The organism is Kribbella sp. NPDC056345, from assembly GCF_042262745.1.
Taxonomy (GTDB): domain Bacteria; phylum Actinomycetota; class Actinomycetes; order Propionibacteriales; family Kribbellaceae; genus Kribbella.
The window spans coordinates 298766-322594 of record NZ_JBHJQQ010000005.1 but is presented as its reverse complement, the minus strand read 5'-3'; the positions used below and the strand labels follow the sequence as shown (position 1 = coordinate 322594).

General features: G+C 67.6%; 21 protein-coding genes and 1 pseudogene. 13 read left to right on the top strand and 9 right to left on the bottom strand.

Features of this window, described 5'->3' with window-relative positions; genetic code table 11:
• Positions 1–146 precede the first annotated feature (146 nt).
• The 3 genes from ACFCV3_RS20280 to ACFCV3_RS20270 are packed head-to-tail and all read left to right on the top strand — an operon-like array spanning position 147 to position 3802.
• On the top strand, positions 147–1907 hold the full coding sequence (locus ACFCV3_RS20280; protein WP_376031900.1) for an extracellular solute-binding protein: 1761 nt from the start codon (positions 147–149) through the stop codon (positions 1905–1907).
• 5 nt (positions 1908–1912) lie between these two features.
• The gene (locus ACFCV3_RS20275; protein ID WP_376031898.1) at positions 1913–2818 is read left to right on the top strand and encodes a carbohydrate ABC transporter permease; all 906 of its coding nucleotides are present in this window, start codon (positions 1913–1915) and stop codon (positions 2816–2818) included.
• A gap of 3 nt (positions 2819–2821) precedes the next feature.
• Positions 2822–3802: an ABC transporter permease gene (locus ACFCV3_RS20270; RefSeq protein ID WP_376031896.1), complete on the top strand. Its 981-nt coding sequence runs from the start codon at positions 2822–2824 to the stop codon at positions 3800–3802.
• Here the strand turns inward: ACFCV3_RS20270 and ACFCV3_RS20265 are convergent.
• Complete coding sequence (locus ACFCV3_RS20265; protein ID WP_376031894.1) at positions 3788–4699, bottom strand: hypothetical protein; 912 nt, start codon at positions 4697–4699, stop codon at positions 3788–3790. The genes ACFCV3_RS20270 and ACFCV3_RS20265 overlap by 15 nt on opposite strands.
• A gap of 14 nt (positions 4700–4713) precedes the next feature.
• Positions 4714–5940: a lipopolysaccharide biosynthesis protein gene (locus tag ACFCV3_RS20260; RefSeq protein WP_376031892.1), complete on the bottom strand. Its 1227-nt coding sequence runs from the start codon at positions 5938–5940 to the stop codon at positions 4714–4716.
• An 86-nt stretch (positions 5941–6026) separates the two neighbouring features.
• On the opposite strand from ACFCV3_RS20260, the pseudogene ACFCV3_RS20255 reads away from it, so the two are divergent.
• Positions 6027–7292 (top strand): annotated as a pseudogene (locus tag ACFCV3_RS20255) (alpha-(1->3)-arabinofuranosyltransferase family protein); the annotation flags it as partial.
• Between the two features lie 1138 nt (positions 7293–8430).
• Here the strand turns inward: ACFCV3_RS20255 and ACFCV3_RS20250 are convergent.
• The 4 genes from ACFCV3_RS20250 to ACFCV3_RS20235 are packed head-to-tail and all read right to left on the bottom strand — an operon-like array spanning position 8431 to position 11497.
• On the bottom strand, positions 8431–9612 hold the full coding sequence (locus ACFCV3_RS20250) for an acyltransferase family protein (RefSeq protein ID WP_376031890.1): 1182 nt from the start codon (positions 9610–9612) through the stop codon (positions 8431–8433).
• Entirely contained in the window at positions 9609–10409 is an 801-nt protein-coding gene (locus ACFCV3_RS20245) for a class I SAM-dependent methyltransferase (protein ID WP_376031888.1), read from the bottom strand. Before ACFCV3_RS20245 ends, ACFCV3_RS20250 begins: the two co-directional genes overlap by 4 nt.
• A gap of 9 nt (positions 10410–10418) precedes the next feature.
• Positions 10419–10934 (bottom strand): SRPBCC family protein, encoded by a 516-nt coding sequence (locus ACFCV3_RS20240; RefSeq protein WP_376031886.1) that lies wholly within the window; start codon positions 10932–10934, stop codon positions 10419–10421.
• On the bottom strand, positions 10931–11497 hold the full coding sequence (locus ACFCV3_RS20235; protein ID WP_376031884.1) for a TetR/AcrR family transcriptional regulator: 567 nt from the start codon (positions 11495–11497) through the stop codon (positions 10931–10933). Before ACFCV3_RS20235 ends, ACFCV3_RS20240 begins: the two co-directional genes overlap by 4 nt.
• 120 nt (positions 11498–11617) lie before the next feature.
• On the opposite strand from ACFCV3_RS20235, the gene ACFCV3_RS20230 reads away from it, so the two are divergent.
• The 3 genes from ACFCV3_RS20230 (at position 11618) to rpsA (ending at position 15108) form a co-directional block, all read left to right on the top strand.
• Complete coding sequence (locus ACFCV3_RS20230) at positions 11618–12502, top strand: SGNH/GDSL hydrolase family protein (protein WP_376031882.1); 885 nt, start codon at positions 11618–11620, stop codon at positions 12500–12502.
• The gene (locus tag ACFCV3_RS20225) at positions 12490–13365 is read left to right on the top strand and encodes a phosphotransferase family protein (RefSeq protein ID WP_376031880.1); all 876 of its coding nucleotides are present in this window, start codon (positions 12490–12492) and stop codon (positions 13363–13365) included. Before ACFCV3_RS20230 ends, ACFCV3_RS20225 begins: the two co-directional genes overlap by 13 nt.
• A gap of 249 nt (positions 13366–13614) precedes the next feature.
• Positions 13615–15108, top strand: a complete 1494-nt coding sequence (rpsA, locus tag ACFCV3_RS20220) for a 30S ribosomal protein S1 (RefSeq protein WP_376031878.1) — start codon at positions 13615–13617, stop codon at positions 15106–15108.
• A gap of 58 nt (positions 15109–15166) precedes the next feature.
• Here rpsA and ACFCV3_RS20215 read toward each other — a convergent pair whose 3' ends face one another.
• The gene (locus tag ACFCV3_RS20215; protein WP_376031876.1) at positions 15167–15745 is read right to left on the bottom strand and encodes a hypothetical protein; all 579 of its coding nucleotides are present in this window, start codon (positions 15743–15745) and stop codon (positions 15167–15169) included.
• A gap of 71 nt (positions 15746–15816) precedes the next feature.
• Here ACFCV3_RS20215 and coaE point away from each other — a divergent pair, with 71 nt between their 5' ends.
• The 6 genes from coaE to uvrB all read left to right on the top strand — a co-directional run bounded on the left by coaE (position 15817) and on the right by uvrB (position 22580).
• Positions 15817–16434: a dephospho-CoA kinase gene (gene coaE, locus ACFCV3_RS20210; RefSeq protein ID WP_376031874.1), complete on the top strand. Its 618-nt coding sequence runs from the start codon at positions 15817–15819 to the stop codon at positions 16432–16434.
• An 85-nt stretch (positions 16435–16519) separates the two neighbouring features.
• Positions 16520–17722: a PrsW family glutamic-type intramembrane protease gene (locus ACFCV3_RS20205; RefSeq protein WP_376031872.1), complete on the top strand. Its 1203-nt coding sequence runs from the start codon at positions 16520–16522 to the stop codon at positions 17720–17722.
• A complete protein-coding gene (locus tag ACFCV3_RS20200; protein ID WP_376031870.1) occupies positions 17719–18714 on the top strand; it encodes a hypothetical protein in 996 nt (331 codons plus the stop codon). The genes ACFCV3_RS20205 and ACFCV3_RS20200 overlap by 4 nt, the downstream gene beginning before the upstream one ends.
• The gene (locus tag ACFCV3_RS20195) at positions 18711–19601 is read left to right on the top strand and encodes a hypothetical protein (protein ID WP_376031868.1); all 891 of its coding nucleotides are present in this window, start codon (positions 18711–18713) and stop codon (positions 19599–19601) included. Before ACFCV3_RS20200 ends, ACFCV3_RS20195 begins: the two co-directional genes overlap by 4 nt.
• 28 nt (positions 19602–19629) lie before the next feature.
• On the top strand, positions 19630–20427 hold the full coding sequence (locus tag ACFCV3_RS20190) for a hypothetical protein (protein ID WP_376031866.1): 798 nt from the start codon (positions 19630–19632) through the stop codon (positions 20425–20427).
• A 47-nt stretch (positions 20428–20474) separates the two neighbouring features.
• Positions 20475–22580: an excinuclease ABC subunit UvrB gene (gene uvrB, locus ACFCV3_RS20185; RefSeq protein WP_376031864.1), complete on the top strand. Its 2106-nt coding sequence runs from the start codon at positions 20475–20477 to the stop codon at positions 22578–22580.
• A 14-nt stretch (positions 22581–22594) separates the two neighbouring features.
• Here uvrB and ACFCV3_RS20180 read toward each other — a convergent pair whose 3' ends face one another.
• Together ACFCV3_RS20180 and ACFCV3_RS20175 are read right to left on the bottom strand one after the other, a co-directional pair.
• Positions 22595–23278: a hypothetical protein gene (locus tag ACFCV3_RS20180; protein WP_376031862.1), complete on the bottom strand. Its 684-nt coding sequence runs from the start codon at positions 23276–23278 to the stop codon at positions 22595–22597.
• Positions 23275–23817, bottom strand: coding sequence for a SigE family RNA polymerase sigma factor (locus ACFCV3_RS20175; RefSeq protein WP_376031860.1), 543 nt, complete (start codon positions 23815–23817; stop codon positions 23275–23277). The genes ACFCV3_RS20180 and ACFCV3_RS20175 overlap by 4 nt, the downstream gene beginning before the upstream one ends.
• Positions 23818–23829: the final 12 nt, after the last annotated feature.

The following is a 23829-nucleotide window of genomic DNA, read 5'->3' as shown; positions in this document are numbered from 1 at the left end:
ACCAACCCGTGGACCCCTTTCTTTCCGTAGGAAAGTTGCGGGCGGTACTCGCTGACCCCTTTCGAAGAGGTCCGATCTCTGCCATTCTGCCGGTCAGTCGATCGTAGATCCTATCGGATATCTCACAATCCGTAGCTGGAGGCGGGATGCGCAAAGTGGTGAAGCGAAGGACGTTCGTCGCGGGGGCCCTCGGGGCCGCCGCGGCCGGTGGCAGCGGCGTGCTGAGTGGGTGTGGTTCCGGTACGGCGGAGGCGGGTGCCGCGCCGGAGAGTCTGACCCAGCCGCCCGTGGAGCTCGGGCCGCTGAAGTCCGGGGTCAACTACCCACCGGGGTACATCGGCCCGAAGGCCCGCAAGCAGCAGGCGATCGTGACCGAACCGGTGACGTTCACGGTCGTGGTGCCGCAGAGCCTGACGGTCGGTGACTGGTCGACGAACGAGTTCACCCGCTGGATGGAGCAGCAGACCGGGATCCGGATCCAGTGGCGGCAGGTGGCCGGCAAGGGCAACGACCCGGAGACCATGACGAAGGTCAACGCGATGATGGCGGCCGGTGACATCCCGGACGCGTTCCTCGGCATCACCTTCACCCGCTCGCAGCTCTATCTGTACGGCGCCCAGAACCTGTTCGTGGACCTGAAGCCGTATCTGGAGCGCTACGCGCCCAACCTGCAGCAGGCGATGAAGGATTACCCGGAAGCGCCGAAGCTGATCAAGTCGCCGGACGACGGCGTCTACAGCTTCCCGGACTTCAACGACTGCTATCACTGCCGCGCCTCGGGCGGCCGCGCCCTGATCAACACCGAGTGGGTCCGCAAGGTCGGGCTGGCGGTGCCGACGACGACCGAAGAGTTCCGTGAGGTGCTGACGGCGTTCAAGAAGGACGAGCTCGGCGGCCGGGGCAAGACGATCCCGTTCGGTGGCTACAAGGACGCGCCGCTGGACAGCTTCTTCATGAACTCGTTCCTCTACAACCCGAGCTACAGCGTCAACGGCGGCGACCGGCCCTGGCTGGCCGTCACCGACGGCAAGGTCGAGGCGAACTTCGTGAAGGACGAGTGGCGCGAAGGCCTGAAGTACCTGCACGGCCTGTACGCCGACGGCCTGCTGGCAAAGGACATCTTCACCGCGACCGAGGACCAGATCAAGCGGTACGGCGACAACCCGGGTGGGCCGGTGATGGGCGGTGCGCGGGTCTACTACTGGGGCACGTTCATGACGCTGGACCTGGACGACCCGAAGGCCCGGTGGCGCCAGTACGAGACGATGACGCCGCTGAAAGGACCGAACGGCGTACAGTTCGCGCCCTGGAACTACCTGAGCGTCGGCGTCGAGGTCTCGACGCTCGTGGTCACGCGCAAGTGCAAGCGTCCCGACCTGCTGGTGCGGTGGGCCGACTTCCAGATGGACCTCGAGGCGATCCTGCGCTCGTACGCCGGACCCGACTTCCGCTGGTCCGCGAAGGGTGACAAGGGCATCAACGGTGAGCAGTCCGTGTTCGGCATGGAGTCCTGGAACACCGATGAGACCAAGGGCAAGACCTGGGACCAGTACGCCGTGATGTACCGCTCCGGCGACTTCCGGCTGGCCGAGCGGGTGAACCCGAAGAAGCCGACCTTCGAATCGCCGTTGTACGAGCAGACCCGGGACCACCTGTTCCCGTACAAGCAGCCGATGGAGCGGCAGTTCCCGCCGGTCACCCTCGAGGCCGACCAGGCCGCGCTCGACGCCGAGATCGGCCTCAACCTGCGCAGCGAGGTGACCACCTCGATGGCCCGGTTCGTCACCGGCAGGCTCGACCCGAACGACGACGCGCAGTGGAACGACTTCACCGATCGCGTCCAGAAGATCGGGCTGACGCCGTACCTGGAGATCCAGCAGGCCGCCTACGAGACCTACCAGGGGTGATGGCGATGGCCACCGCGACACCCGCTCCGGTCCAGGAGACCCGGTCCGACCGGATCGTGATGATCTGCAACTACACCGCTCTCGGCCTGTTCACGCTCGCCGTTCTCTACCCGCTCGTCTACGTGCTCAGTGCCTCGCTGAGCGATCCGAAGAACGTTGTCTCCGGCAAGGTCTGGCTCTGGCCGGTCGGCCTCAGCATCGAGTCGTTCAAAGCGGTCTTCGACTACGACTCGATCGTCAGCGGCTTCTCGAACTCCGTCCTGTACGCCGTCGGCGGGTCGGTGCTCGCGACCGTCCTGACCCTGTTCGCGGCGTACCCGCTGTCCCGGAAGGGATTGCCGGGCAAGGGCCTGATCATGGCGCTGTTCGTGTTCACGATGATGTTCTCCGGCGGCCTGATCCCGTCGTACCTGGTGGCCGACCGGCTCGGCATCCTGAACACCCGCTGGGCGATCATCCTGCCGGCCGCGCTCGCGGTCTGGAACATGATCATCACCCGGACCTTCTTCCAGTCCACCATCCCCGAGGAACTGGTCGAGGCCGCGAAGGTCGACGGCTGTACGGACTTCGGCTTCTTCTGGCGGGTCGTGCTGCCGCTGAGCAAACCGATCATCGCGGTCAACCTGCTCTTCTACGCCGTCGCCCAGTGGAACTCCTGGTTCAGCGCGCTGATCTACCTGACCAACGAGCACCTGTTCCCGCTGCAGCTGGTGCTGCGCCAGATCCTGCTGCAGAACCAGTTCGACCCGTCCCAGGTCCGCGACACCGCCGAGCTGATCCGGATGAAGGAACTCCAGGAGCAGCTGAAGTACTCGCTGATCGTGATCGCCACCATTCCGCCACTGCTGGTCTACCCCTTTGTGCAGAAGCACTTCGTCAAGGGGGCCATGGTCGGCTCGTTGAAGGGCTAAAAGATGGCCATCGACACTTTGGTACGACGGACTCCCGCGCGCAGCGGCGCTCAGCCGCGGCCCCGGAAGCAAGCCGTGTCACTGGGGACGCGGATGCGGCGGAACTGGCAGCTGTACGCGATGCTGGCGATCCCGCTGGTCTGGCTGGCGATCTTCGCCTACTGGCCGATGTACGGCGCGATCATCGCGTTCAAGGACTACAACGTGATCGACGGGATCCTGGGCAGCCGGTGGGTCGGGTTCAAACACTTCGAGCGCTTCGTCGAGTCCTACCAGTTCGGGCGGCTGATCAAGAACACGCTGGTGCTGCAGGTCTACGAGTTGTTCGCGACCTTCTGGCCGCCGATCCTGCTGGCCCTCGGCCTGAACATGGCTCGCCGCAAGTGGTACCGCCGGTCGGTGCAGCTGATCACCTACGCCCCGCACTTCATCTCCACGGTGGTCGTGGTCGGCATCATCGTGGTCCTGGTCGACCCGAACACCGGCGTCCTGAACCAGTTCCTCGGGATCTTCGGGGCCGGGCCGATCGACGTACTGAACAACCCGGACTACTTCCGGCACCTCTACGTCTGGTCCAGCTCCTGGCAGACGATGGGCTTCTCGGCGATCATCTACCTGGCCGCGCTGACCAGCGTGTCCCCGGAGCTGCACGAGGCCGCGATCGTCGACGGTGCGTCCAGGCTCCGCCGCGTCTGGCACATCGACCTCCCGGCGATCCGCCCGGTCGCGGTGATCCTGCTGATCCTGAACATCGGCACGATCATGACCGCCGGCTTCGAGAAGGTCCTGCTGCTGCAGAACACCCTGAACCTGCAGACGTCGGAAGTACTCGACACCTACGTCTACAAACTCGGCTTCGCCTCCGAGGTCCCGCAGTTCAGCTACGCCGCCGCGATCGGCCTCTTCCGCTCGGTCATCGGCCTGGTGCTGCTGGTCATCGCCAACACCCTGGCCCGCAAGTTCGCGAAATCAAGCCTCTGGTGAGGGCGTGAGCGCCTGGCTGGTCTCGCGGATGGCGGCCAGGCGCAGCGCCAGCTGCTGGTGGAGGTCGATGGCGTCCTCACTCAAGTCCTCGATGAGCGCGGTCCCGGCCGCCGGCTCCGCGCTCGCCAGCAGCTCGACGTACGCGTCGTCGTCCTTGCGTACCTGCTCCACCGCGCGCTCGGCCCGCAGCAGTGCGTCCGCCGAGCGCACCTGGTCGGCGTACTTCTCCAAGGTGGCGACCTTCCGCTCCATCGCCGCCTCGGTCCGCTGCAGCGCGTCAGCCTGCCGAGTGACTGTCTCGCTCAGCACTGATGCTGCGGCCGCATCGATCTCCCGGTGCCGGGACCGCAGTACGGTCAGCTTCTGCAGGATCTGCCCGATGTCCCACAGCTGTTCCGGCAGTACGACGTCGTTCTGGATGTCGTCGAGCAGACCGCGTCGGGTGACCTCGGCCGCTGTTACCGCCCGGACTGCTGCCTGCGCCCGCAGCATCAACTGCTGCGCATCGGCGTCCCAGTCCGAAGCCTGCAGGTACTTGCCGTGATGCTTACGGGCGAGATCGCTCTCGAGCGAGGTCAAGGTAGCCCCCCAGATCAACCCCACGATCACCAGGATCCCGATCCCGGCGACCAGGCCGAAGGCCACTTCGGCGGCAAGGGCGGGGAGGATCCGGGGGAGGAACCGGGCGGCGAGCGCCACGACGACGGCGTCGACCACCGCCACGAAGACGATACCGCCGAGCGCGGCTCCCGGCGCGGCCCGGAAGTTGGAGACGGCCTTCGGGATCGGGCCGGCGGCCGGGATCATCTCCTTGGGTTCCTTGAGCAGGATCTTCCGGTCGCGCTGCGGCACCTCCGGCGCGAAGACCGTCTCCGGTGTCGGGGTGTCGCTCGTCATGGTCCCGAGTATGACTAGTGAACGGTCGACTGCTGGCGGTGCAGGCCGGCGGCCAGGAGTGCCGACAGGAGGAGGGCGCAGCCGCTGGTGAGGGCGACCAGGGTTTTGACGCCGGTCATGCCGTTGGCGAGGACGATGACGGCGGTGAGGGTGAGCACGATCAGGCCGGCCCAGATGAGCAGGGCCGCGCGCTTCTCCTGCTGCGCGATGGCGGCGTACACGACCATCTGCAGTACGGCGTACGCCGAGCCCGCGATCGCGAACATCCAGGTGAACGGGCCGAGGGACGCGTACTTCTCCGGTCCACCGATCACCGCGACGACCAGGTCGGGCAGCACGAGCGTGCCCACGACGGTGCAGACGCCGAGACCGGCGACCGCCAGGATCGCGCGGCGGAGTTTGACCGTGTCACCGGGGGAGTTGGCCAGGGACGGGAACACGATCACGATGACGAACTGGGGGAGGAAGAGGCAGGCCTTCGCCACGATCACCCCGGCGGCGTAGTAGCCGCTGTGCTGCCCGTCGAGCAGGCCGCGGGCGAGCAGGACGTCGGCGTTCGCGATCACGAAGAACGCGAGCAGGGCGTGCGTGCCGTGCGCGGTCTCCCGCAGTACCTCCTTGACCAGCGCAGGTGTCCCACCCGCAGTACCACGCAGCAGGACACTGCCCAGTACGGCGGGTACGGCGGCGCCGAGCGCGAGCCCGATCATCGCCGAATCCAGCGACGGGTGGATCAGTAGTGCACCACCGCCGAGCACCAGCCGTCCGAGACCGACCGAGGTGTACACCGCGGCCAGCTCGGTCCAGCGGTGGCTGCCCTGGAGGACGCCGAGCTGTGAACCCATCAGAGTCAGCCCAGCGAGCGTCGGCGCCAGCAGGACCACCGCGACGATCGAGTCGATGTGCAGCAGCCACATGAGCAGCGGTGTGGCGAGCAGACAGACGACGGTGAGCCCGACCGCAGTACGGCGACCTGCCTGCAGCATGGCGTGGGCCAGGGACCCGTCGTCGGCGTGGGTGGCGAGCCGGCGCGCGCCGGTGGCCTGCAGCCCGAGCGAGGCGACGTTACCGATCAGCAGTAGTCCGAGGAGCGCGGTGATCGCACCGAACTGCTCCGGCACGAGCCGGTGCGTTCCGATCAGTGTGAAGCCGTAGGCGGCGACGTTCATGATCGCCATGCCGACCGCGACGACGGTGGCACTGCGCAGGAAGCTGAGCCTCGGCTCTGTGACGGAATTCATCGCCCCCAACCGTACGGGCCTGGAAGTTCGATATCACTATGGCCACGCCCAGCGATTGAGTGCCTCTGATCCGTTAAGGTCCGCCTGTGCTGAAGGCAGGAACGTCCGAGCAGGTGGTCTGGCGAGCGAGGCTCGTGCTGGGCTGTCTGTTGCTGTCGGCACTCTGTTTCCACCGCGCACCGGGACCAGTGGCCCCCGGTTCCAGGGTCGACGATCCCACTGCGTTACTGCGGGGCGCCCTGCACCTGTGGGACCCGGACACTGCGCTGGGGCAGTTGCAGAGTCAGTCCTTCGGCTACCTGTTGCCGATCGGTCCGTTCCAATGGCTGATGCATGCAGTGTCGATGCCGGAATGGGCCGGGCAACGGCTCTGGTGGTGTGTGGTGCTGTGCGTCGCGTTCCTTGGCGTGTGGAAGCTGGCCAACGCCTGGCAGTACGGCGTGCCCTGGATGCGGTTCGCCGTCGCACTGCTGTACGCGGTGAGCCCACTGCTCCTCAGCGGCATGTCGATCACCTCGGCCGAGGTGTGGCCGCTGGCCATGGCCCCGTGGGTGCTGCTGCCACTGGTGACGCCGCGTGCCCGGTCGGGCTGGTGGCGGGTCGGCTGGTCTGCCATGGCGTTCGCACTGATCGGTGGGGCTGACCCGGTCGCGGCCGGACTGACACTCGTCCTCCCGATCGTCTGGTTGCTCACCCGGCGTCGCGACCGCTGGACGCTCAAGGTCGCCGCGGGCTGGCTCGGCTGCGTGCTCGCCGTCTCGGTCTGGTGGGTCGTCCCGCTGCTCCTGGTCGTGCAGTACGGCACCCCAGCTGACCGCTCGGCTGCATTCGTTCAGCCACGTGGTGAGGCGGATGATCTTGATGCCGCCGTGTGGCGCCCATGGATCGACAAGCAGAACAAGAGCGGCAACGTGCTCGTCGTACCGACAGCACACCCGCAGTGGCTGGACGACGAGGTGGAGCGCCGTCTCGCCTCCGGTGTCGGCGACCGCACGCTGCAGCAGGCCTTGGTGCACGCCGGTGTCCGGTACGTCGTGATCCGGAACGACCGTGCTGCCGGGGTGCCGCCTGCTGCGGTCGTCCACGAGACGCTGGACGAGGCGGGTCTGAGGCGGGTCGCGCATTTCGGTCGGCCGGTCGGCGAGTACCCGAGTGTGGAGATTTATGACGTCGGTGGCGCGAGTGTCGCCCGGCTGATCCCGGAGTCGCGGTTCGTCGAGGTGCGTGGCACGGCGAGCGACGTACCGGCGGTGTTGTCGGCCCTGGGCGGTGACCGGGAGGCGATCACCGGTCCTGACGTGACTGGTGCGCACGGGCAGTTGCCGTTGATCCAGACTGACGGGTTGCAGCGTCGGGAGCTTGGTGTGGATCAGCCGGCGGGCAGCCGGGCTGAGCGGGTCGAGGTTCCTGCGGCCGATCGACAGCCCAGTGCACTGGTGCTCAGGAATCCGCAGATCGGGCGCTCTGCCTGTCTGCACGTGGCCAGTCGGTCGTTGTGTCAGGCGAGTACGGCGCGCGATGCCGATGAGCCGGGTGGACTGCTGCGAACGGTGCACCTGCCGCGGACCGCGTCGTACGAGCTGAAAGGTACGGCGTTGCCGCAGGACGGGCCTGCGCTCGAACGACTGCTCTCCGGACCGATCGGGGTCACAGCCTCGTCCCGCGCGGTCGCTGCGCCGGAAGGACGGCCGGGCGCGGTCGTCGACCAGGACATCACCACCAGCTGGGTCGCGGACGCTGCAGATCGTGACCCGAGCCTGACCCTGACTTTGCCGACGGCAAGGAAGTTGAGCGGACTGCAATTCCGGACCGACTCGACGCTCCCAGCACCCACCGAAGTCACGCTCAGCTTCGACGGCGGCCCGGCCACGGCCAGCAAGCTGGATGCGAACGGCTACGTGCGCTTCGGGGAACGGATGGCACGCACAGTCGAGGTGGGCCTCGGCCGGACGGACAAGCCAGTAGCGGTCTCGGAGATCCGCGTCGTCGGTGCCGACGAACTGCGGCAGGCGCTGCGACTCGACAGCCGGGTCGGTGAGTCCTGCGGATCCGGCCCGGTCGTCAAGGTGGACGGCAAGCTGACCATGACCCGAGTGACCGGCACCATGCGGGACCTCCTGCAGCGGCGTCCGGTTGCGTTCACCAGCTGCGATCCGGGGCCCGTCGTACTGCACGCCGGTCGGCACGAGGTCGATGTGCTGACGAACGGCGGTCTGGTCCCGACCGAGGTCACGCTGACCAAGGCAGGCTTCGGTGACGTGTCCGTCACGCCGGTGCACGGCGTGAACGTGTGGCGGCCGAACCCGGCCGCGCTGACACTCGAAGTGCCGACATCGAGTAAGCCATCGGTGCTGACCGTCGCGCAGAACTACAACAAGGGCTGGGTCGCGTACGACGGCAGTGGGCGGAAGCTGACGCCGATCCGGGTCGCCGGATGGCAGCAGGGCTGGGTGCTGCCCGCGGGTGAGGAACAGCTCGTCAACGCACGGTTCATGCCGGACCGGGTGTATCGGGCGGGTCTCCTGGTCGGCTCGCTTGCAGTGCTCGCCGTGATGGCGATGGCTGTGTTCTACCGCCGCCGGACCCGTCGGTCCGGACACCAGTTAAAGGCCGCTCCATGGTGTAGTAGCTGGCTGCAGCGAGCCCGATGGACGCGAGAAGCGTCGTAAAGAACAGGAACACGAACTGCGTGCTGATGCGCGCGAGCAGAGTCAGGGCGATCAGCTGGTACGCGAACACGCCGTACGTGAGGTTGCTGGCCAGCCGGGCGGTCCTGCTGCCCAGGTAGTTCGCAGTGCGTGCACTCGGGGCCAAGGCTGGGAACAGCACGCAGGCTGCGATGCCGGTGTAGAGCAGGCTCTTCACTGCGGTCTGGCCAGGGGTTGCGGTCGACAGATCGTACGGACCGGCCAGCGGAGTCGCGGCCAGCAGCAGGAGCGCGGCCGCGACACCCCAGACGGTCCCGGGGATCGTGGTGAGGATGTCGAGGGCCGATGAGCCGAGCCGGCCTGTGCTGCGAGCGACCTGCCACAGTGCGAGGCCCATGCCGACCGCGAACCAGCCGATGTACCCGGGCAGCCAGAGGCCGGCGTTCGGGTGGTGCGTCGCGGACATCACTGTCAGCCACACCGGGCCGACTACCGTCAGTCCTGCCAGCACACTGAGCCGCCACCGGACACTGCGTCGAGTCGGACGCTCGTACCCGGTCAAGAGCTTGGCCAGCGCCGGGAGGATCACGTAGAACGCTGCGATCGCTGCCAGGCTCCAGAGCTGCGTGAGACCAGCTGCTGGCGGACCCTCGAAGTACACCTGGGTGAGCGTCGCGTGCTGCAGGTACGTCGACCAGTCGGCTGAGTGCAGCAAAACGGCGGCGAGTAGTACGGCGACCCAAAGCACGGGCAGGATCCGCACGGCCCGGTTCCGGAGGTACGGCAGGGTCAGCGGCGGCAGTGTGCCCTCGAACCACGCCACCACGTGCGGCCGGTAGAGCAGGAAGCCGGAGATCGCGCAGAAGACCGCAGCGCCGACATCCAGCCGCGACAGCAGACCGGACAGCGCTCCGGCGTCGCTGTGCAGAGCGACCTGCGCGGTCAGCATCGCCAGCGCGGCCAGAACGCGCAGACCGTCCAGTGCGGGGAACCTGTGCTGCGTCGTCATCCCCAGTCTTCTCATGCACAGTCCTCCTTGCGGGCCGACCAGATCGCCGTACCGGGCACGTAGCGACCGCGATGCGGGCCCCAGCCGCCCCAGACCAGCGTGTGACCGGCGGGCCACTCCGGCTCGAGCAGATCGTCGACAGCGAACCCCGACTCGGTCAGCGCCCGAATCCAGTCACCGATCGTTCGGTGGTGCTCCACGTAGACCGGCGTACCGGCGTCGTCGACCTCGACGTACGGCGTCCGGTCGAAGTACGGCTTGTCGATCCGCAGACCGCCCGCGTAGGGGTCGTCCGGCATCGTCCAGCGGAACGGGTGGGTGACCGAGAAGACCAGCAGGCCACCAGGCTTGAGGGTGCGGGCGATCTCGCGCAGCGCGGTCCCGGCGTCGGCCACGAACGGCAGCGCACCGAACGCCGAACACACGATGTCGAAGGTGGCACTGGCGTAGGGGAGCGCCGTCGCATCGGCTGCGACAGTCCGGACCGCGGTCCCGGTCCGGGCGTCGAGCTGCTGCGCGATCCGCAGCTGCTCGAGCGAGATGTCGAAGGCAACGACATTCGCGCCTTGACCGACAAGCCAGCGTGCACACTGTGCGGCACCGCAGCCGACCTCGAGGATGCGCTTGCCGCGGACCGGCCCGAGAAGCTGCGCGGACTCCTCGTCGACGCCCTCGGGACCCCAGATGAACCGGTCGTCACCCAGGAAGTCGCCGTGGTCCTCGAGGTACTGGGCGGCGGCGGAGTCCCAGTAGGTCCGGCTGGCCTGCGAGCTCTCGGCCTCGGTCAGCTCAATACGTTGCGGCTCGACCACCGGGTCACCCTAGCGAGCTTGGGCCGCCCGCGTCGCGATCGCCTGGTTCATCGCGTGGAACTGTGGCTCGATCGTGTCGCGCAGCATGCCGGCGGTGAACGGCACGGCGGCGCCGCGGAAGATCTCCTCCTGGATCAGCTTCGACCGCCCGTCGGGCAGGGCCTCGATCCGGAAGGCGTGCTCGCCGTCGAAGACCCCGCCGAATCCGATCCGCCCGACCCAGCGCAGCTCCCGGCCGGGCTGCACGGCCAGCAGCTTGGGCGTGAAGGTCGTCTCCGCACCCTTGGTGTCGCGCAGCACGTTGGTGATCGTCGCGCCGACGATCAGGTCACCGGTCGAGGCGACGATGAACGGGTTCCAGGCCGGGTAGTGCTCGCGGTCGGTGAGGACCTTCCAGACCTGGTCGGGGGAGGCGTCGATCTCGACCTCGGTGTGCAGCACGGTCGGCCGGACGATCGTGTAGGTGGTGTATCCGATCAGCAGCAGGACGAAAACACCTAGGCCTACCAGCAGGCGACGCATCATGGGGACTCCTCAGGTCCAAGGACGCTGAGCACCAGCGTCCGGGCGTAGTCAGGGGTGAGTGGCTCGCCGGTGACGAGGAGCCGGTAGTACAGCGGGCCGACGAGCTGATCGACCAGTACGGCGGGCGCGACATGGGCGAGCACAAGCCCGGCCTGCTGCGCCTTGGCGACGACGGCGGTGACGGCTCCGTGGCGGTCCGCCCAGAGCGCGCGGACGCTCTCGCCGACTCGCGGATCGCGAGCGGACGCGGCGGCCAGGTCGGCGATCAAGCTGGTCGGCGTCGAGCTGAGACCGGCGGCGATCGTGACGACCAGCGTGGTCAGGTCGCCGCGCGGGTCGTCGGACGGCTCGAACGGGATCTCCTCACGCATCGACGCGATCAGGGCGACCACGAGCTCGGCCTTGGAGGCCCAGCGCCGGTACAGCGTGGTCTTGGCGACCCCGGCCCGCTCGGCGACCCGGTCGATCGACAGCGCTTCGTACCCGCCGCGGCGCAGCTCTTCGGCCGCGGCGGCGAGCAGTCTGCCCTCGATCGCGGTGTCTCTCGGTCGTCCCCTGGTCATGGCCATTACGCTACGGCGGTAGCGTAAATAGGTCAAACAGCGCCGAGGTCTTGCCGAAAAGGTGAAAGCTGCTCATCGTGGACTGTTACTGGTTGGTCACTTAACGTCAAAGGCGGCGGCATGAAGAGAATGTTGATAGCGGTGGCGGCTACGACCGGTCTGCTCGCCAGCGGGCTGACGCCGCTGCCGGCGATGGCTGCTCCGCCGCTGGTCTATGTGGCGATGGGCGACTCGTTCGCCGCGGGTTCGCTCGTGCTGCCGGCCAAGGAAGTGCTGACCTGTGCGCGCTCGGCGATCAACTACGCGTCCCTGATCGCAGCGGAGCTGAAGCCCGCGAAGTTCCGTGACGTGACCTGTGGCGCGGCGACGACCGCGCATTTCGCGAACCCGCAGCCCGGCATCATCCTCGGGACGGCGGCACCGCAGTACGACGCTCTGAGCGCCGACACCACGCTGGTCTCGGTCGGGATCGGCGGCAACGACATCGGGCTGGTCGGGCTCGCGTTCTCCTGCGTGAACCTGCTGCCGCAGCCGGCCGGGACCTCGTGCAAGGCGACCAACACCGCGGGTGGCGTGGACAAGCTGGCCCAGAAGATCGACGCGTTCGCACCGACCTACGGGACGGTGATCGAGCAGATCCGGGCCCGGGCGCCGCAGGCGAAGATCCTGATGGTCGGCTACCCGACCGGGATCCGGAAGGGCGGCTGCTGGCCGGTTGTGCCGGTGTGGGGCGCGGATGCCGACTACCTGCAGTCGGCGCTGACCCGGCTGAACCGCCGGATGGCCGAGCAGGCGAGCGCGCACGGTGCGACGTACGTCGACCTGGCCACACCGAGCGTCGGTCACGACATGTGCAAGCCCATCGGGACGCGGTGGATCGAAGGTCTGATCCCGAGCGTGACCACGAACGGCCTGGTGCCACTGCACCCGAACGCGGCCGGGCTGCGGAACGCCGTACCGACGGTCTTGGCCGCGATGGCAGGATCGGGTGGGTGGAAGCACTAGAAGCAAGCGCTGTTCCGCTGACCGGTGGTTACCAGGGTCAGACCTTCGCGGTGACCGCCGGCGGCGAGGACGCCGTCCTGAAGTTGTACGTGAAGGACCCGGACCGGGCTGTTGTCGACGCGGCGCTGCTCCAACTGGTGCACGGACTGCTACCGGTACCGCGGATCCTCGACCTGAAGCGCGAGGGGTCGTGGGAGGACCCGCCGTACCTGTTGATGGAGCGGTTGCCCGGCGTGAACCTGCAGGTCTATCTGGAGACGGCCGGTCCGGACGAACGACGGAAGGTCGGAGCTCAGCTGGGGGAGTTGCTCGCCCGGCTGAGCGGGATGCCGTTCCTGACCGCGGGGATGTTCCGCGGCGGTGACCTGGTGGTCGAGCCGTTCGGTGCGGTCGATCTCGAGGAGTACGCCGCCGGTCTCGGTGTCGTCCGCGAAGGACTCCTGCAGGTGTTTGCGCAGGCGGAAGACCTGCTGGACGGCGCCGGCAACCGGTTCTGCCTCGTCCACAGCGACTTCAACCCGAAGAACCTCCTGGTGGATCCGGAAACCGCCCGGATCACCGGTCTGATCGACTGGGAGTTCAGTCACGCGGGCTCGCCGTACGCCGATCTCGGCAACCTGCTGCGGTTCGAGACCGACCCGGTGCTCGCCGGCGCGGTCCTGAGCGCGCTCCGGGGGAGCGGTGTCGGGCTCGCGGAGCCCCTCGTGGAGCTCGGCCGGGCGGCCGATCTGTGGGCCCTGCTCGACCTCGCGTCGCGGGCGGTGGAGAACCCGATAGCGGCCGCCGCGGCCGCCCTGATTGCTCGGATGGCGGACACGCTGACCCTGTCCGGGGACCGTCCTGACCTGGACGTCGTACATTGAGCTGAGTGGCACGTCGGGAAACCTCGGCGGGCGGCCGGTGGCGACCGGGTGCCCCAGGTTGTGCTGCCTCCGTCAAGACCGGTATTCTGTGAGATGCGCTATGGGCCTGCGCGACCTCGGACGGAGCAGGCTCGTGCTCGCAGCTTGTCGGTGGTGAATCTGTGCTCTTCGGGCAGTCCAGCGGTGTGATGCGATCCAACGGCTCATACGCACCTGACTAGACCACCAGTCCACGGAGCAACCCACCACATGACGGCCAGCATCGAGGCACCTCTCGACCCCGCAGTACGCAGCACCCCGCAGGTAGCGGTCAATGACATCGGGTCGGAGGAAGACTTCCTCGCGGCGATCGATCTGACCATCAAGTACTTCAACGACGGCGACATCGTTGAGGGCACCATCGTCAAGGTCGACCGGGACGAGGTCCTCCTCGACATCGGTTACAAGACCGAAGGCGTGATCCCCTCCCGCGAGCTGTCGATCAAGCACGACGTCGACCCGAACGAGGTCGTCAACGTCGGCGATCACGTCGAGGCCCTGGTTCTCCAGAAGGAGGACAAAGAAGGCCGCCTGATCCTCTCCAAGAAGCGCGCCCAGTACGAGAAGGCCTGGGGCACGATCGAGAAGATCAAGGAAGAGGACGGTGTCGTCACCGGTACCGTCATCGAGGTCGTCAAGGGTGGTCTCATCCTGGACATCGGCCTCCGTGGCTTCCTGCCCGCCTCGCTCGTCGAGATGCGTCGCGTCCGCGACCTCCAGCCGTACGTCGGCCAGGAGATCGAGGCCAAGATCATCGAGCTCGACAAGAACCGCAACAACGTGGTTCTGTCGCGTCGCGCCTGGCTGGAGCAGACGCAGTCCGAGGTGCGGATGAACTTCCTCACCCAGCTGCAGAAGGGCCAGATCCGCAAGGGTGTCGTCTCCTCGATCGTCAACTTCGGTGCGTTCGTGGACCTCGGCGGCGTCGACGGTCTGGTGCACGTCTCGGAGCTGTCCTGGAAGCACATCGACCACCCGACCGAGGTTGTCGAGGTCGGCCAGGAGGTCACCGTCGAGGTCCTGGACGTCGACATGGACCGCGAGCGCGTCTCGCTGTCGCTGAAGGCGACCCAGGAAGACCCGTGGCAGCAGTTCGCCCGGACCCACCAGATGGGCCAGATCGTCCCGGGTAAGGTCACCAAGCTGGTGCCGTTCGGTGCGTTCGTCCGCGTGGAGGAGGGCATCGAGGGTCTGGTGCACATCTCCGAGCTGGCCGAGCGTCACGTCGAGATCCCGGAGCAGGTCGTTCAGGTGAACGACGATGTGATGGTCAAGATCATCGACATCGACCTCGAGCGTCGCCGGATCTCGCTGTCGCTGAAGCAGGCCAACGAGGGTGTCGACCCGGTCTCCGACGACTTCGACCCCACGCTGTACGGCATGGCGGCGACGTACGACGAGCAGGGCAACTACATCTACCCCGACGGCTTCGACCCGGAGACGGGCGAGTGGCTCGAGGGCTTCGATGCTCAGCGTGAGGAGTGGGAGCGGCAGTACGCCGAGGCCCACCTGCGCTGGGAGGCCCACAAGAAGCAGATCGAGGACGCCAAGACGGCGGACGTCGAGGCCGGCGAGGCCTCCACGTACTCCTCGGCCACCGGTGGTGGCACTGCGGCTCCGAAGGACGACGCTCCCGCCGAGGGCGCGCTCGCTTCCGACGAGGCCCTGCAGGCTCTGCGCGAGAAGCTGACCGGCCAGGGCTGATCAGCTCAGTAGTTCGCCGAGACCCCCGCATCCTTCTGGGTGCGGGGGTCTCGCACGTCTAGGGGCCGCGGCGTTTGGAGGTGCGGAAGCCGTTGCCCCAGTCGCCGCCGCCCTCACCCTTCATCCGGGTCTTCAGCTCGATCACCACGGCGCGCGCCGTACTCGAGGTGAAGAAGCCGATACGGTACGGCTCGTTCGGAGCACCCGCTTCCCAGGCCGGCACCTGCTGTCCGCCGTACCGGACCAGGCGCACCGGTGGATCCTCACCGGCCTTGATCCGGGCGGCGTCCTGCGCACAGGCCGGCACCTTGCGAGTCGGGCCGCTGCGCGGCGTCCACACCACGTCCACGCTCGCTGGTCCGTGCTGCGGGTTGAAGAAGCACGGCGTACGGCGCTCTGGCAGTGGCACCCCGTCGACCCGGGCTCGCGCACAGGCCAGTGCGTAGCGCCCGGCGGTCAACGTGTCGATCACCGCGCTGATCGACTCGACAGTCTTCAGCTTGTCGACGAGCCGCTTGGCTCTTTCGTAGGCGTCCAGTGCGGTCTGGTAGTCGTGCCGCGCATCGGCACCGACCTCATGAGCATCCCCGAACCGCGTCAGCTCCTCGCCGAAAACGATGGCGTCCTCTTCCGCCATCAGCCGGACATGCTTCAACTCACGCAGGTCCTGGCGTCGTCTTCTCCACCCCATAAGCCATAGTAGGTCCCGTGCTACGAGTTGGACTGACCGGCGGAATCGGATCCGGTAAGAGTGCGGTGTCGTCGCGGCTGGCGGCGCGAGGTGCGATCGTGATCGATTCCGACGTGCTGGCGCGCGAGGTGGTGGCCAAGGGGACCGACGGACTGGCCGAGGTGGTGGCCGCGTTCGGGCCCGAGGTGCTGACAGCCGAGGGGGAGATGGATCGTCCCGCGGTCGGGCGGATCGTGTTCGGTGATGCCGAGGCGCGACGCCGGCTGGAGGCGATCATTCATCCGCGCGTGCGCGCCCGGGCTGCTGAGATCGAGGCCGCGGCGCCGGACGATGCGATCGTGGTGCACGACATTCCGTTGCTGGTCGAGACCGGCCAGGCCGGCGGATTCGACGTGGTGCTGGTGGTCGACGTACCGGCTGCTGTCCAGCTGGAAAGGCTGACACAGCAACGAAAGATGGCGGAAGCCGAGGCCGAGCAGCGGATCGCCAGCCAGGCCACGCGTGAGCAGCGGCTGGCCGTTGCCGACCTGGTGGTCGAGAACGACGGAACGCTGGCCGAGCTGGACACCCGGGTCAATGAGGTGTGGACCACTCTGCGGCAGCGCGCAGGGCACGGTCCGGACACGAAAGCGTGACCCCTGCGCGGTAAATGATGTTTCCGGGATCGGTTGTACGACAATCTGTCCGGTCCGAAAGCCCCGAAGTAGGGAGGATGGCGTGGTGTGTCCGCGCTGCAACTCTGACGTCCCCGAGGTCTCGCGGTATTGCCACCACTGTGGCAACGACCTGCGGTCCGGGGACACGGAGCGCAAGAACGCGTACGCGGCGAGGCCCGACGAGTCGGTCGCGTCGTTCAAGCTGGTTTCCACAATCATGCCGCAGGGCTCGGGTAAGCAGCCCTACACGTACAAGGTCGCACTCGGCATCGCGCTGCTGCTGACCGTCGTGACGGCCGCACTCGGTGCGCTGCCGGTGGCGATCATGGTGGCGGCCTTCTCGGTACCGATCGTCTACATCCTCTATCTGTACGACGTGAACCTGTGGGAGGACGAGCCGATCCCGGTCGTCGCGGCAGCCTTCGTGCTGACCGGCATACTGGCGGCCGTCTTCACCTGGCTGTGGTCGGACAGCATCTCGCTGACCACCGACACCATCGGGTCGAACGACGTCGGTCCGTCCGGGCGCGATCTGCTGATCCTGCTCCTGTTGGTGCCGGTCGTGTCGGAGCTGATCCGCCAGATCGGCCCGCTGTACCTGGCCTCGCGGCCGCGGTACGACGACCTGATGGACGGCTTCACCTTCGGTGTGGTGGCCGGCGTCGGTTTCGCCTGCTTCGAGACGCTCGTGCTGCACTGGGGCTGGATCAGCGGCGGCTTCGCCGGTCCGGGCAGCAGTGCCGGCACCTGGATCTCGATCGTGGTGCTGCACGGTTTCATCAAGCCGCTGATCTACGGTTCGGCGACCGGCCTGGCCGGTGCGGAGTTCTCCGGCCTCGGCGCCGGGTACGACGGCTTCACGCCCCGCTGGGTGAGCGCCCTGCTGCAGGCCATCGCGGTGAACGCGCTGTTCCAGGGCGGTGTCTACCTGCTCGGCTTCGTCGGCGGTCACGGCTCGACGATCGGCGCCGTACTCGGTGCACTCTGGGGCCTGTTGCTCCTGGGCGCACTGATCATCCGGGTCCGGACCGTGCTGCACAAGGGCCTGCTCGAGGCGGCACTGGAGTCGGCCGCACGCGGCGGTTCCAACCACGCCTCCGGCGACCAGGCCTTCTGCTCGCGCTGTGAGATGCCGCTGCTGCCGCACTCGGACTTCTGCTCCGCCTGTGGCAACTCCGTCCGCTCGGTGCCGAAGTCGGCCCGTGGCGTGACCGCACCGGCGACAGCGAGTGGGTACGACGTGACGACTGGGGAGACGCAGGCATGAGCAACCAGCAACCTCCGTACGGGCAGGGTCAGCCTCCGCAGGGCCAGCCGCCGCAGGGTCCGCCGCCTGGCTACGGTCCGCCTCCGCAGGGGCCGCCGCCTGGGTACGGTCCGCCTCCGCAGGGACCGCCGCCGGGGTACGGTCCGCCGCCTCAGCAGCAGCCTCCGCAGGGGCCCCCGCCTGGCTATGGCCAGCAGCCCCCGCAGGGACCGCCGCCTGGTTACGGCCAGCCGCCGGGACAACCGCCGTACGGGCAGCAGCAGTACCCGCCGCCGCAGCAGCAGGGCTACCCCGGGCAGCAGCAGTTCCCGCAGCAGGGGTACCCGGGACAGCCGCAGTACGGCGGCGGAGCCCCGCGTGGCAAGGGCAACAACAAGGTCCTGTACCTGGCCGGTGGTGGACTGGTCGTCGTCGCGGTGATCGGCATCGTGCTCGCGCTGATCTTCGGTGGCGGTGACGACAAGAAGCAGGTATCACCGCCTCCGGAGACCGGTGGCGGTGACAACGGCACCAACCAGCCCGAGCAGCCGGCCAACACCGACGAGGGCATCGAGGTCGGCGAAGGCGTCTTCGTGAAGCCGGCCGCGGGCTACGTCCGCAAGGAACTGAAGGACTTCAAGGGCGTCTACCTGCTCAAGACGGGTGAGGCCTACTTCATGGTCCAGGTGTTCAAGGCCGAAGGTGAGACGGCCGACACCGTCCTGCCGAAGCTGCTGACCGCCGAGACCAAGTCGGTGAAGGACGTGAAGACCAAGGAGCCGGTGCGGGCCACGCCGGGTGCCGAGTCGAAGATCAAGACCGCCGTCACCCAGGCTTACTCCGGTCTGTCGACCGGTCAGCAGGGCAGCACCGAGATCGTCGGCTACGTCGGCGTGATCGAGCGCAGGGACGGTGTCATCACCCTGGTCCGGGTGCTCGCCCGTAAGGACAAGGTCACGACCGCACAGGCGGACAGCGCTGCGATGCTGAAGTCGGTGCTCAACAGCCAGTGACCGGGAAACGTGACAAGGGGGCCGGGGACAGCAACCCGTGGGTGAGCAAACCCGGCCCCGACGAGGACCCAGCGGCAGCGCCGGCACCGGCGCTGCCGCCGTCCCCGTGGAACCTCGAAGTACCACCGGCACCCGGCGGTACGGCGTCGCCGTGGTCCGGGCCGGGGCCTGAGCAGGGTGACGGTCCGGCCACCGAGACGTCGTCCGCGTGGGGTGACAAGGTCGGACCGCCTTCGCTGCGCCGCCCGCCGCCGGCGAAGAAGCGGCCGCGGATCCCTCCGGTGCTGCTGCCGATCGGTGCCGGTCTGGTCGTCGTCGCGCTGGTCGCGGTGGCTCTGGTGCTGCTGTCCGGTGGCGGCGGCAAGAGCGCCGACCCGATCCCGTCGACGACTCCGAGCGCGAGTACGCCGACGACGTCGTACACGCCGCCGGCCGGTGCGATCCCGGTGGCGTTCGGTGTCTCCGTCGTACCGGCTCCGGGCTGGAGTGTGCTGGAGACCGAGAAGCAGGGCAAGGAACTCGTCACCTATGCACCGAACGGTGAGGCGCGGGCGTTCTTCTGGGTCCGCCAGAAGGAGAACGTGACCGCGAAGGCGTACCTGCTCGCGATCATCGAGGGCGAGACCGAGAACGAGATCGCCAAGCTCGGTGACGAGCGGAACCTGCCGTGCCCCAAGGACGTCCTGGAGGAGTGCATCGCGATGAGCTACACCTCCACGGCCAAGGACAAGGCCGGTCAGGACGTCGCGGTCCAGGGCTACGTGGAGGTCTACCTGCGCAAGGACAAGGTGGCCACCGCGCTGGACTTCCGGACCCGCACCGACTTCGCGCCCAAGGCCGAGGCGGACGCCGCCCAGATGAAGACGTCGGTTCTCGACAGCTTGTGACGAACCCCCGACACCACGAGGAAAAGCTATGAGTCAGCAGTACGGACCACCTCCGGGCCCGCCGCCGGCCGCCGCACCCGGTGGCTGGGGCAGCGGTCCCGGTGGCGCGGGACCCGCGGGTCCCGGCGGCTGGGGGCCGGGTCCTGGCCGCCCGCCGGGCCGGCCGGCCAAGTCGAACCGGTCGCAGTTCATCATCATCGGCTGCGCGGCGCTCGCGATCGTCCTGGTCGCGGTCGGCGTCGTCCTGCTGGTGACCGGTGGTGGCGACGAGAAGCCGGCCGCGGTCCAGACCCCGGACGCGCCCGGCACCCTGTACACGCCGCCGGCCGGCTCGAAGCCGGACGACTCCAAGGGCGCGAACGACGTCGGTGTCGAGGTCGGCCGCGGGATCTGGTTCACCCCGGCCAAGGGCTGGCTGCCGGACCCGAGGTCCAAGTCCGGGCGGAACTACATCCTGCAGCAGTTCAACGTCCGCGGCCTGATCGACGGGTACTACTGGGTCCGGCAGACCGAGTTGTACGACGCGAAGGGGTTCGCCGAGCACCTGGTCGACATCGAGTCGAACGGGATGCAGAACGTGGTGATCGGCAAGGGTGAGGTGTGCAAGCCGGCCAACCCGGCGATCAAGACCTGCTACGCGCTGAACTACACGGCGAAGATCAAGACCAGCAAGAACGGCCTGATCGACTACAAGGGCTTCGTGACGGCGTACTCGGACAAGTGGGACCGCGTCACGGCCACCGACGCCGGGCTCGAGGCGCGGGTCTACGAGCGCCGCTACAACCAGCTCCAGTCGATGAACGCCAGCGTGGAAAAGAGCTTCTGACCTGCGGTTTTAAGTTTTTGTCGGCGGCGCCCCGTACGGTTGGACCCATGAGACAGGTCACGGATCTCCAGCGTATGGTGGCGCCGCTCAAGGTGGTGTCCGACTTCGATCCGGCCGGTGACCAGCCGGCTGCGATCGCGGAGCTCGAGCGGCGGATCAACGCCGGCGAGCAGGACGTCGTACTGCTGGGTGCCACCGGTACGGGTAAGACGGCGACGATGGCCTGGCTGGCGGAGAAGATCCAGCGCCCGATGCTGATCCTGCAGCCGAACAAGACGCTCGCCGCGCAGTTCGCGACCGAGCTGCGGCACTTCTTCCCGGAGAACGCGGTCGAGTACTTCGTCTCGTACTACGACTACTACCAGCCCGAGGCGTACGTCCCGCAGACGGACACCTACATCGAGAAGGACTCCTCGATCAACGAGGAGGTCGAGCGGCTCCGGCACTCGGCGACCTGGTCGCTGCTGACCCGCCGCGACGTCATCGTGGTCGCGACCGTCTCCTGTATCTACGGCCTGGGCTCCGCCGACGAGTACCTGAACCGGATGATCCACGTGAAGGTCGGCGACGAGATGGATCGCGACGGCCTGCTCCGCAAGCTGGTCGGCGTGCAGTACGCGCGCAACGACCTGGCCGGCACCCGCGGCACCTTCCGGGTCCGCGGCGACACGCTCGAGGTCTTCCCGGTCTACCAGGAGCTGGCCGTCCGGGTCGAGTTCTTCGGTGACGAGATCGAGCGGGTGATGACGCTGCACCCGTTGACCGGTGAGGTGCTGAGCGAGGAGAACGAGCTCTACATCGGTGCCGCGACGCACTACGTGACCGCGCCGGAGAAGATGGAGCGCGCGATCACCTCGATCGAGGCCGAGCTGGCCGAGCGGCTGGCCGAGCTCGAGCGCGCCGGCCAGTTGCTGGAGGCCCAGCGGCTGCGGATGCGGACGACGTACGACATCGAGATGATGCGCCAGATCGGCACCTGCTCCGGGATCGAGAACTACTCCCGGCACACCGACGGCCGCGAGCCCGGGACGGCGCCGCACTGCCTGCTCGACTACTTCCCCGAGGACTTCCTGCTCGTCATCGACGAGTCGCACGTGACGGTCCCGCAGATCGGCGGGATGTACGAGGGTGACATGTCCCGCAAGCGGACCCTGGTCGAGCACGGCTTCCGGCTGCCGTCGGCGATGGACAACCGGCCGCTGCGCTGGGAGGAGTTCCTGGAGCGGATCGGCCAGACGGTCTACCTCTCCGCGACCCCGGGGCAGTACGAGCAGGACAAGTCCGACGGCTTCGTCGAGCAGATCATCCGGCCGACCGGCCTGATCGACCCCGAGGTGATCGTCAAGCCGACCAAGGGCCAGATCGACGACCTGATCCACGAGATCCGGCTCCGGACCGAGCGCAACGAGCGCGTCCTGGTCACGACGCTGACCAAGAAGATGTCGGAGGACCTGACCGACTACCTGCTGGAGATGGGCATCCGGACCAGATACCTGCACAGCGAGGTCGACACCCTGCGCCGGGTCGAGCTGCTCCGCGAGCTGCGGATGGGGGAGTACGACGTACTGGTCGGCATCAACCTGCTCCGTGAAGGTCTCGACCTGCCCGAGGTGTCGCTGGTCGCGATCCTGGACGCGGACAAGGAAGGCTTCCTGCGCTCCGGGCGGTCGCTGATCCAGACCATCGGCCGCGCCGCGCGGAACGTGTCGGGTGCGGTGTTCATGTACGCCGACAAGATCACGCCGTCGATGGAGATGGCGATCGACGAGACCAACCGGCGGCGCGCCAAACAGGTCGCCTACAACCTCGAGCACGGTGTCGACCCGCAGCCCCTGCGGAAGAAGATCGCCGACATCACCGACATGCTCGCCCGCGAGGACGCCGACACCGCCGAGCTCCTCGGCTCCGGCCGCAACCAGTCCCGCGGCAAGGCCCCGACCCCCGGCGGCGGCAAGGGCCGCGTCGGCGAGAAGGCCCGCGAGCTGGCCGGCGGCCTCCCGTCCTCCGACCTGGCCGACCTCATCCAGCAACTCACCGACCAGATGCACAACGCCGCCGCCGAGCTCCAGTTCGAGGTAGCCGCCCGCTACCGCGACGAAATCTCCGAACTCAAGAAGGAACTCCGCCAAATGACCAACGCCGGCGCCAAGTAGCGCTCGCCAGAGCGTCAGCCAGCCACTCGAAGCGTCAGCGAGGTGGCTTGCGATAGACCGCGCCCATGGCGTCGACGGACCAAGGGGTGCTTCCGGCCACCCCGATGCGACGCTGCCACGTAGAGCTTCCGGGACGGCCAGCCTGCTGGGATCTGGGTGCTGGCAACCTGCGGTATGTCGAGCAGACAGTGCGGCAAGTTGATCCTCAGAGGGTCCTGGGTTGTCTTGCCGCCCGCGCGTTCGGCGCGCACCAGAACGTAGGGCTGAGCGCCCGCCGGGGCATTCGTCCCCTTACACATATAGGCAATGCGGACCTCGTCGCCCGGCTGGGTCGGGCCGGATCCTTCGTCAGGATCGTTGGTGTCGAGCGGTGGAACCTTGAGATCCGCCACCTTGGTCAGGTCTCCCAGTCGCTCCGGCAGCAAAGCGCCTTGAGCCTCCTCCGGTAGAAGCCCTTGGGCTCTGGGGGATCGGTCCGTTGTGGTCGGGGCGATGGGGTCCGGCAGACCCGTCGAACGATCTTGGCCGTAGATCCCCAACCCGGCGATCACGACAGCGGCGAGCGTTCCGGCCGTCGCGATCACGCGGCGGCGGCGTACGGCGAGAGCCCGGTGACGGATCAGCGGCACAGGATCGACCGGTGAGTCGACGGGCCGGCCGGCACGCTTCAGCAGGGTGCTGAGTTCATCCGGTGTCATCGTTCCTCCACTGAACGCATCAGTCCGAGCTCGTGGTGGAGCTTGCCCAGCGCCCGGTGGGTCTGGCTCTTCACCGTTCCGATCGAGCACCCCAGGACCCGCGCGGTCTCGGCTTCGGTCAGGTCTTCGAAGTAGCGAAGGACAACGACAGCGCACATCTTTTTCGGCAAGGTCCGCAAAGCGGCGATCAGCTCCGCTTGCTCGACAAGATCGGGAGAACCACTGCCGACATGGCGGTGCGAGACGGCGACCTCACCGATGTCGGAGATAGGTACTTCGACACCGTGCTGCTTGCGGCGCCACCATTCGGTGCGGGCGTTCACCATGACACGTCGTACGTAGGCTGCCGGATCCTCGGAGTTGATGCGCGGCCAGGCCAGCCAGCACCGAGCGAGCGTGGTCTGAACCAGGTCCTCCGCGAGCTGGCGGTCCTGAGTGAGAAGGTACGCCAGCCCGAGCAGCGCGCCGTACCGAGCTGCGACGAACGCCTCGAAGTCGGCTCGGAGCACGGTCCCGCGACTCAGCTGCAGTCTGTCCACCTCACCAGCAAC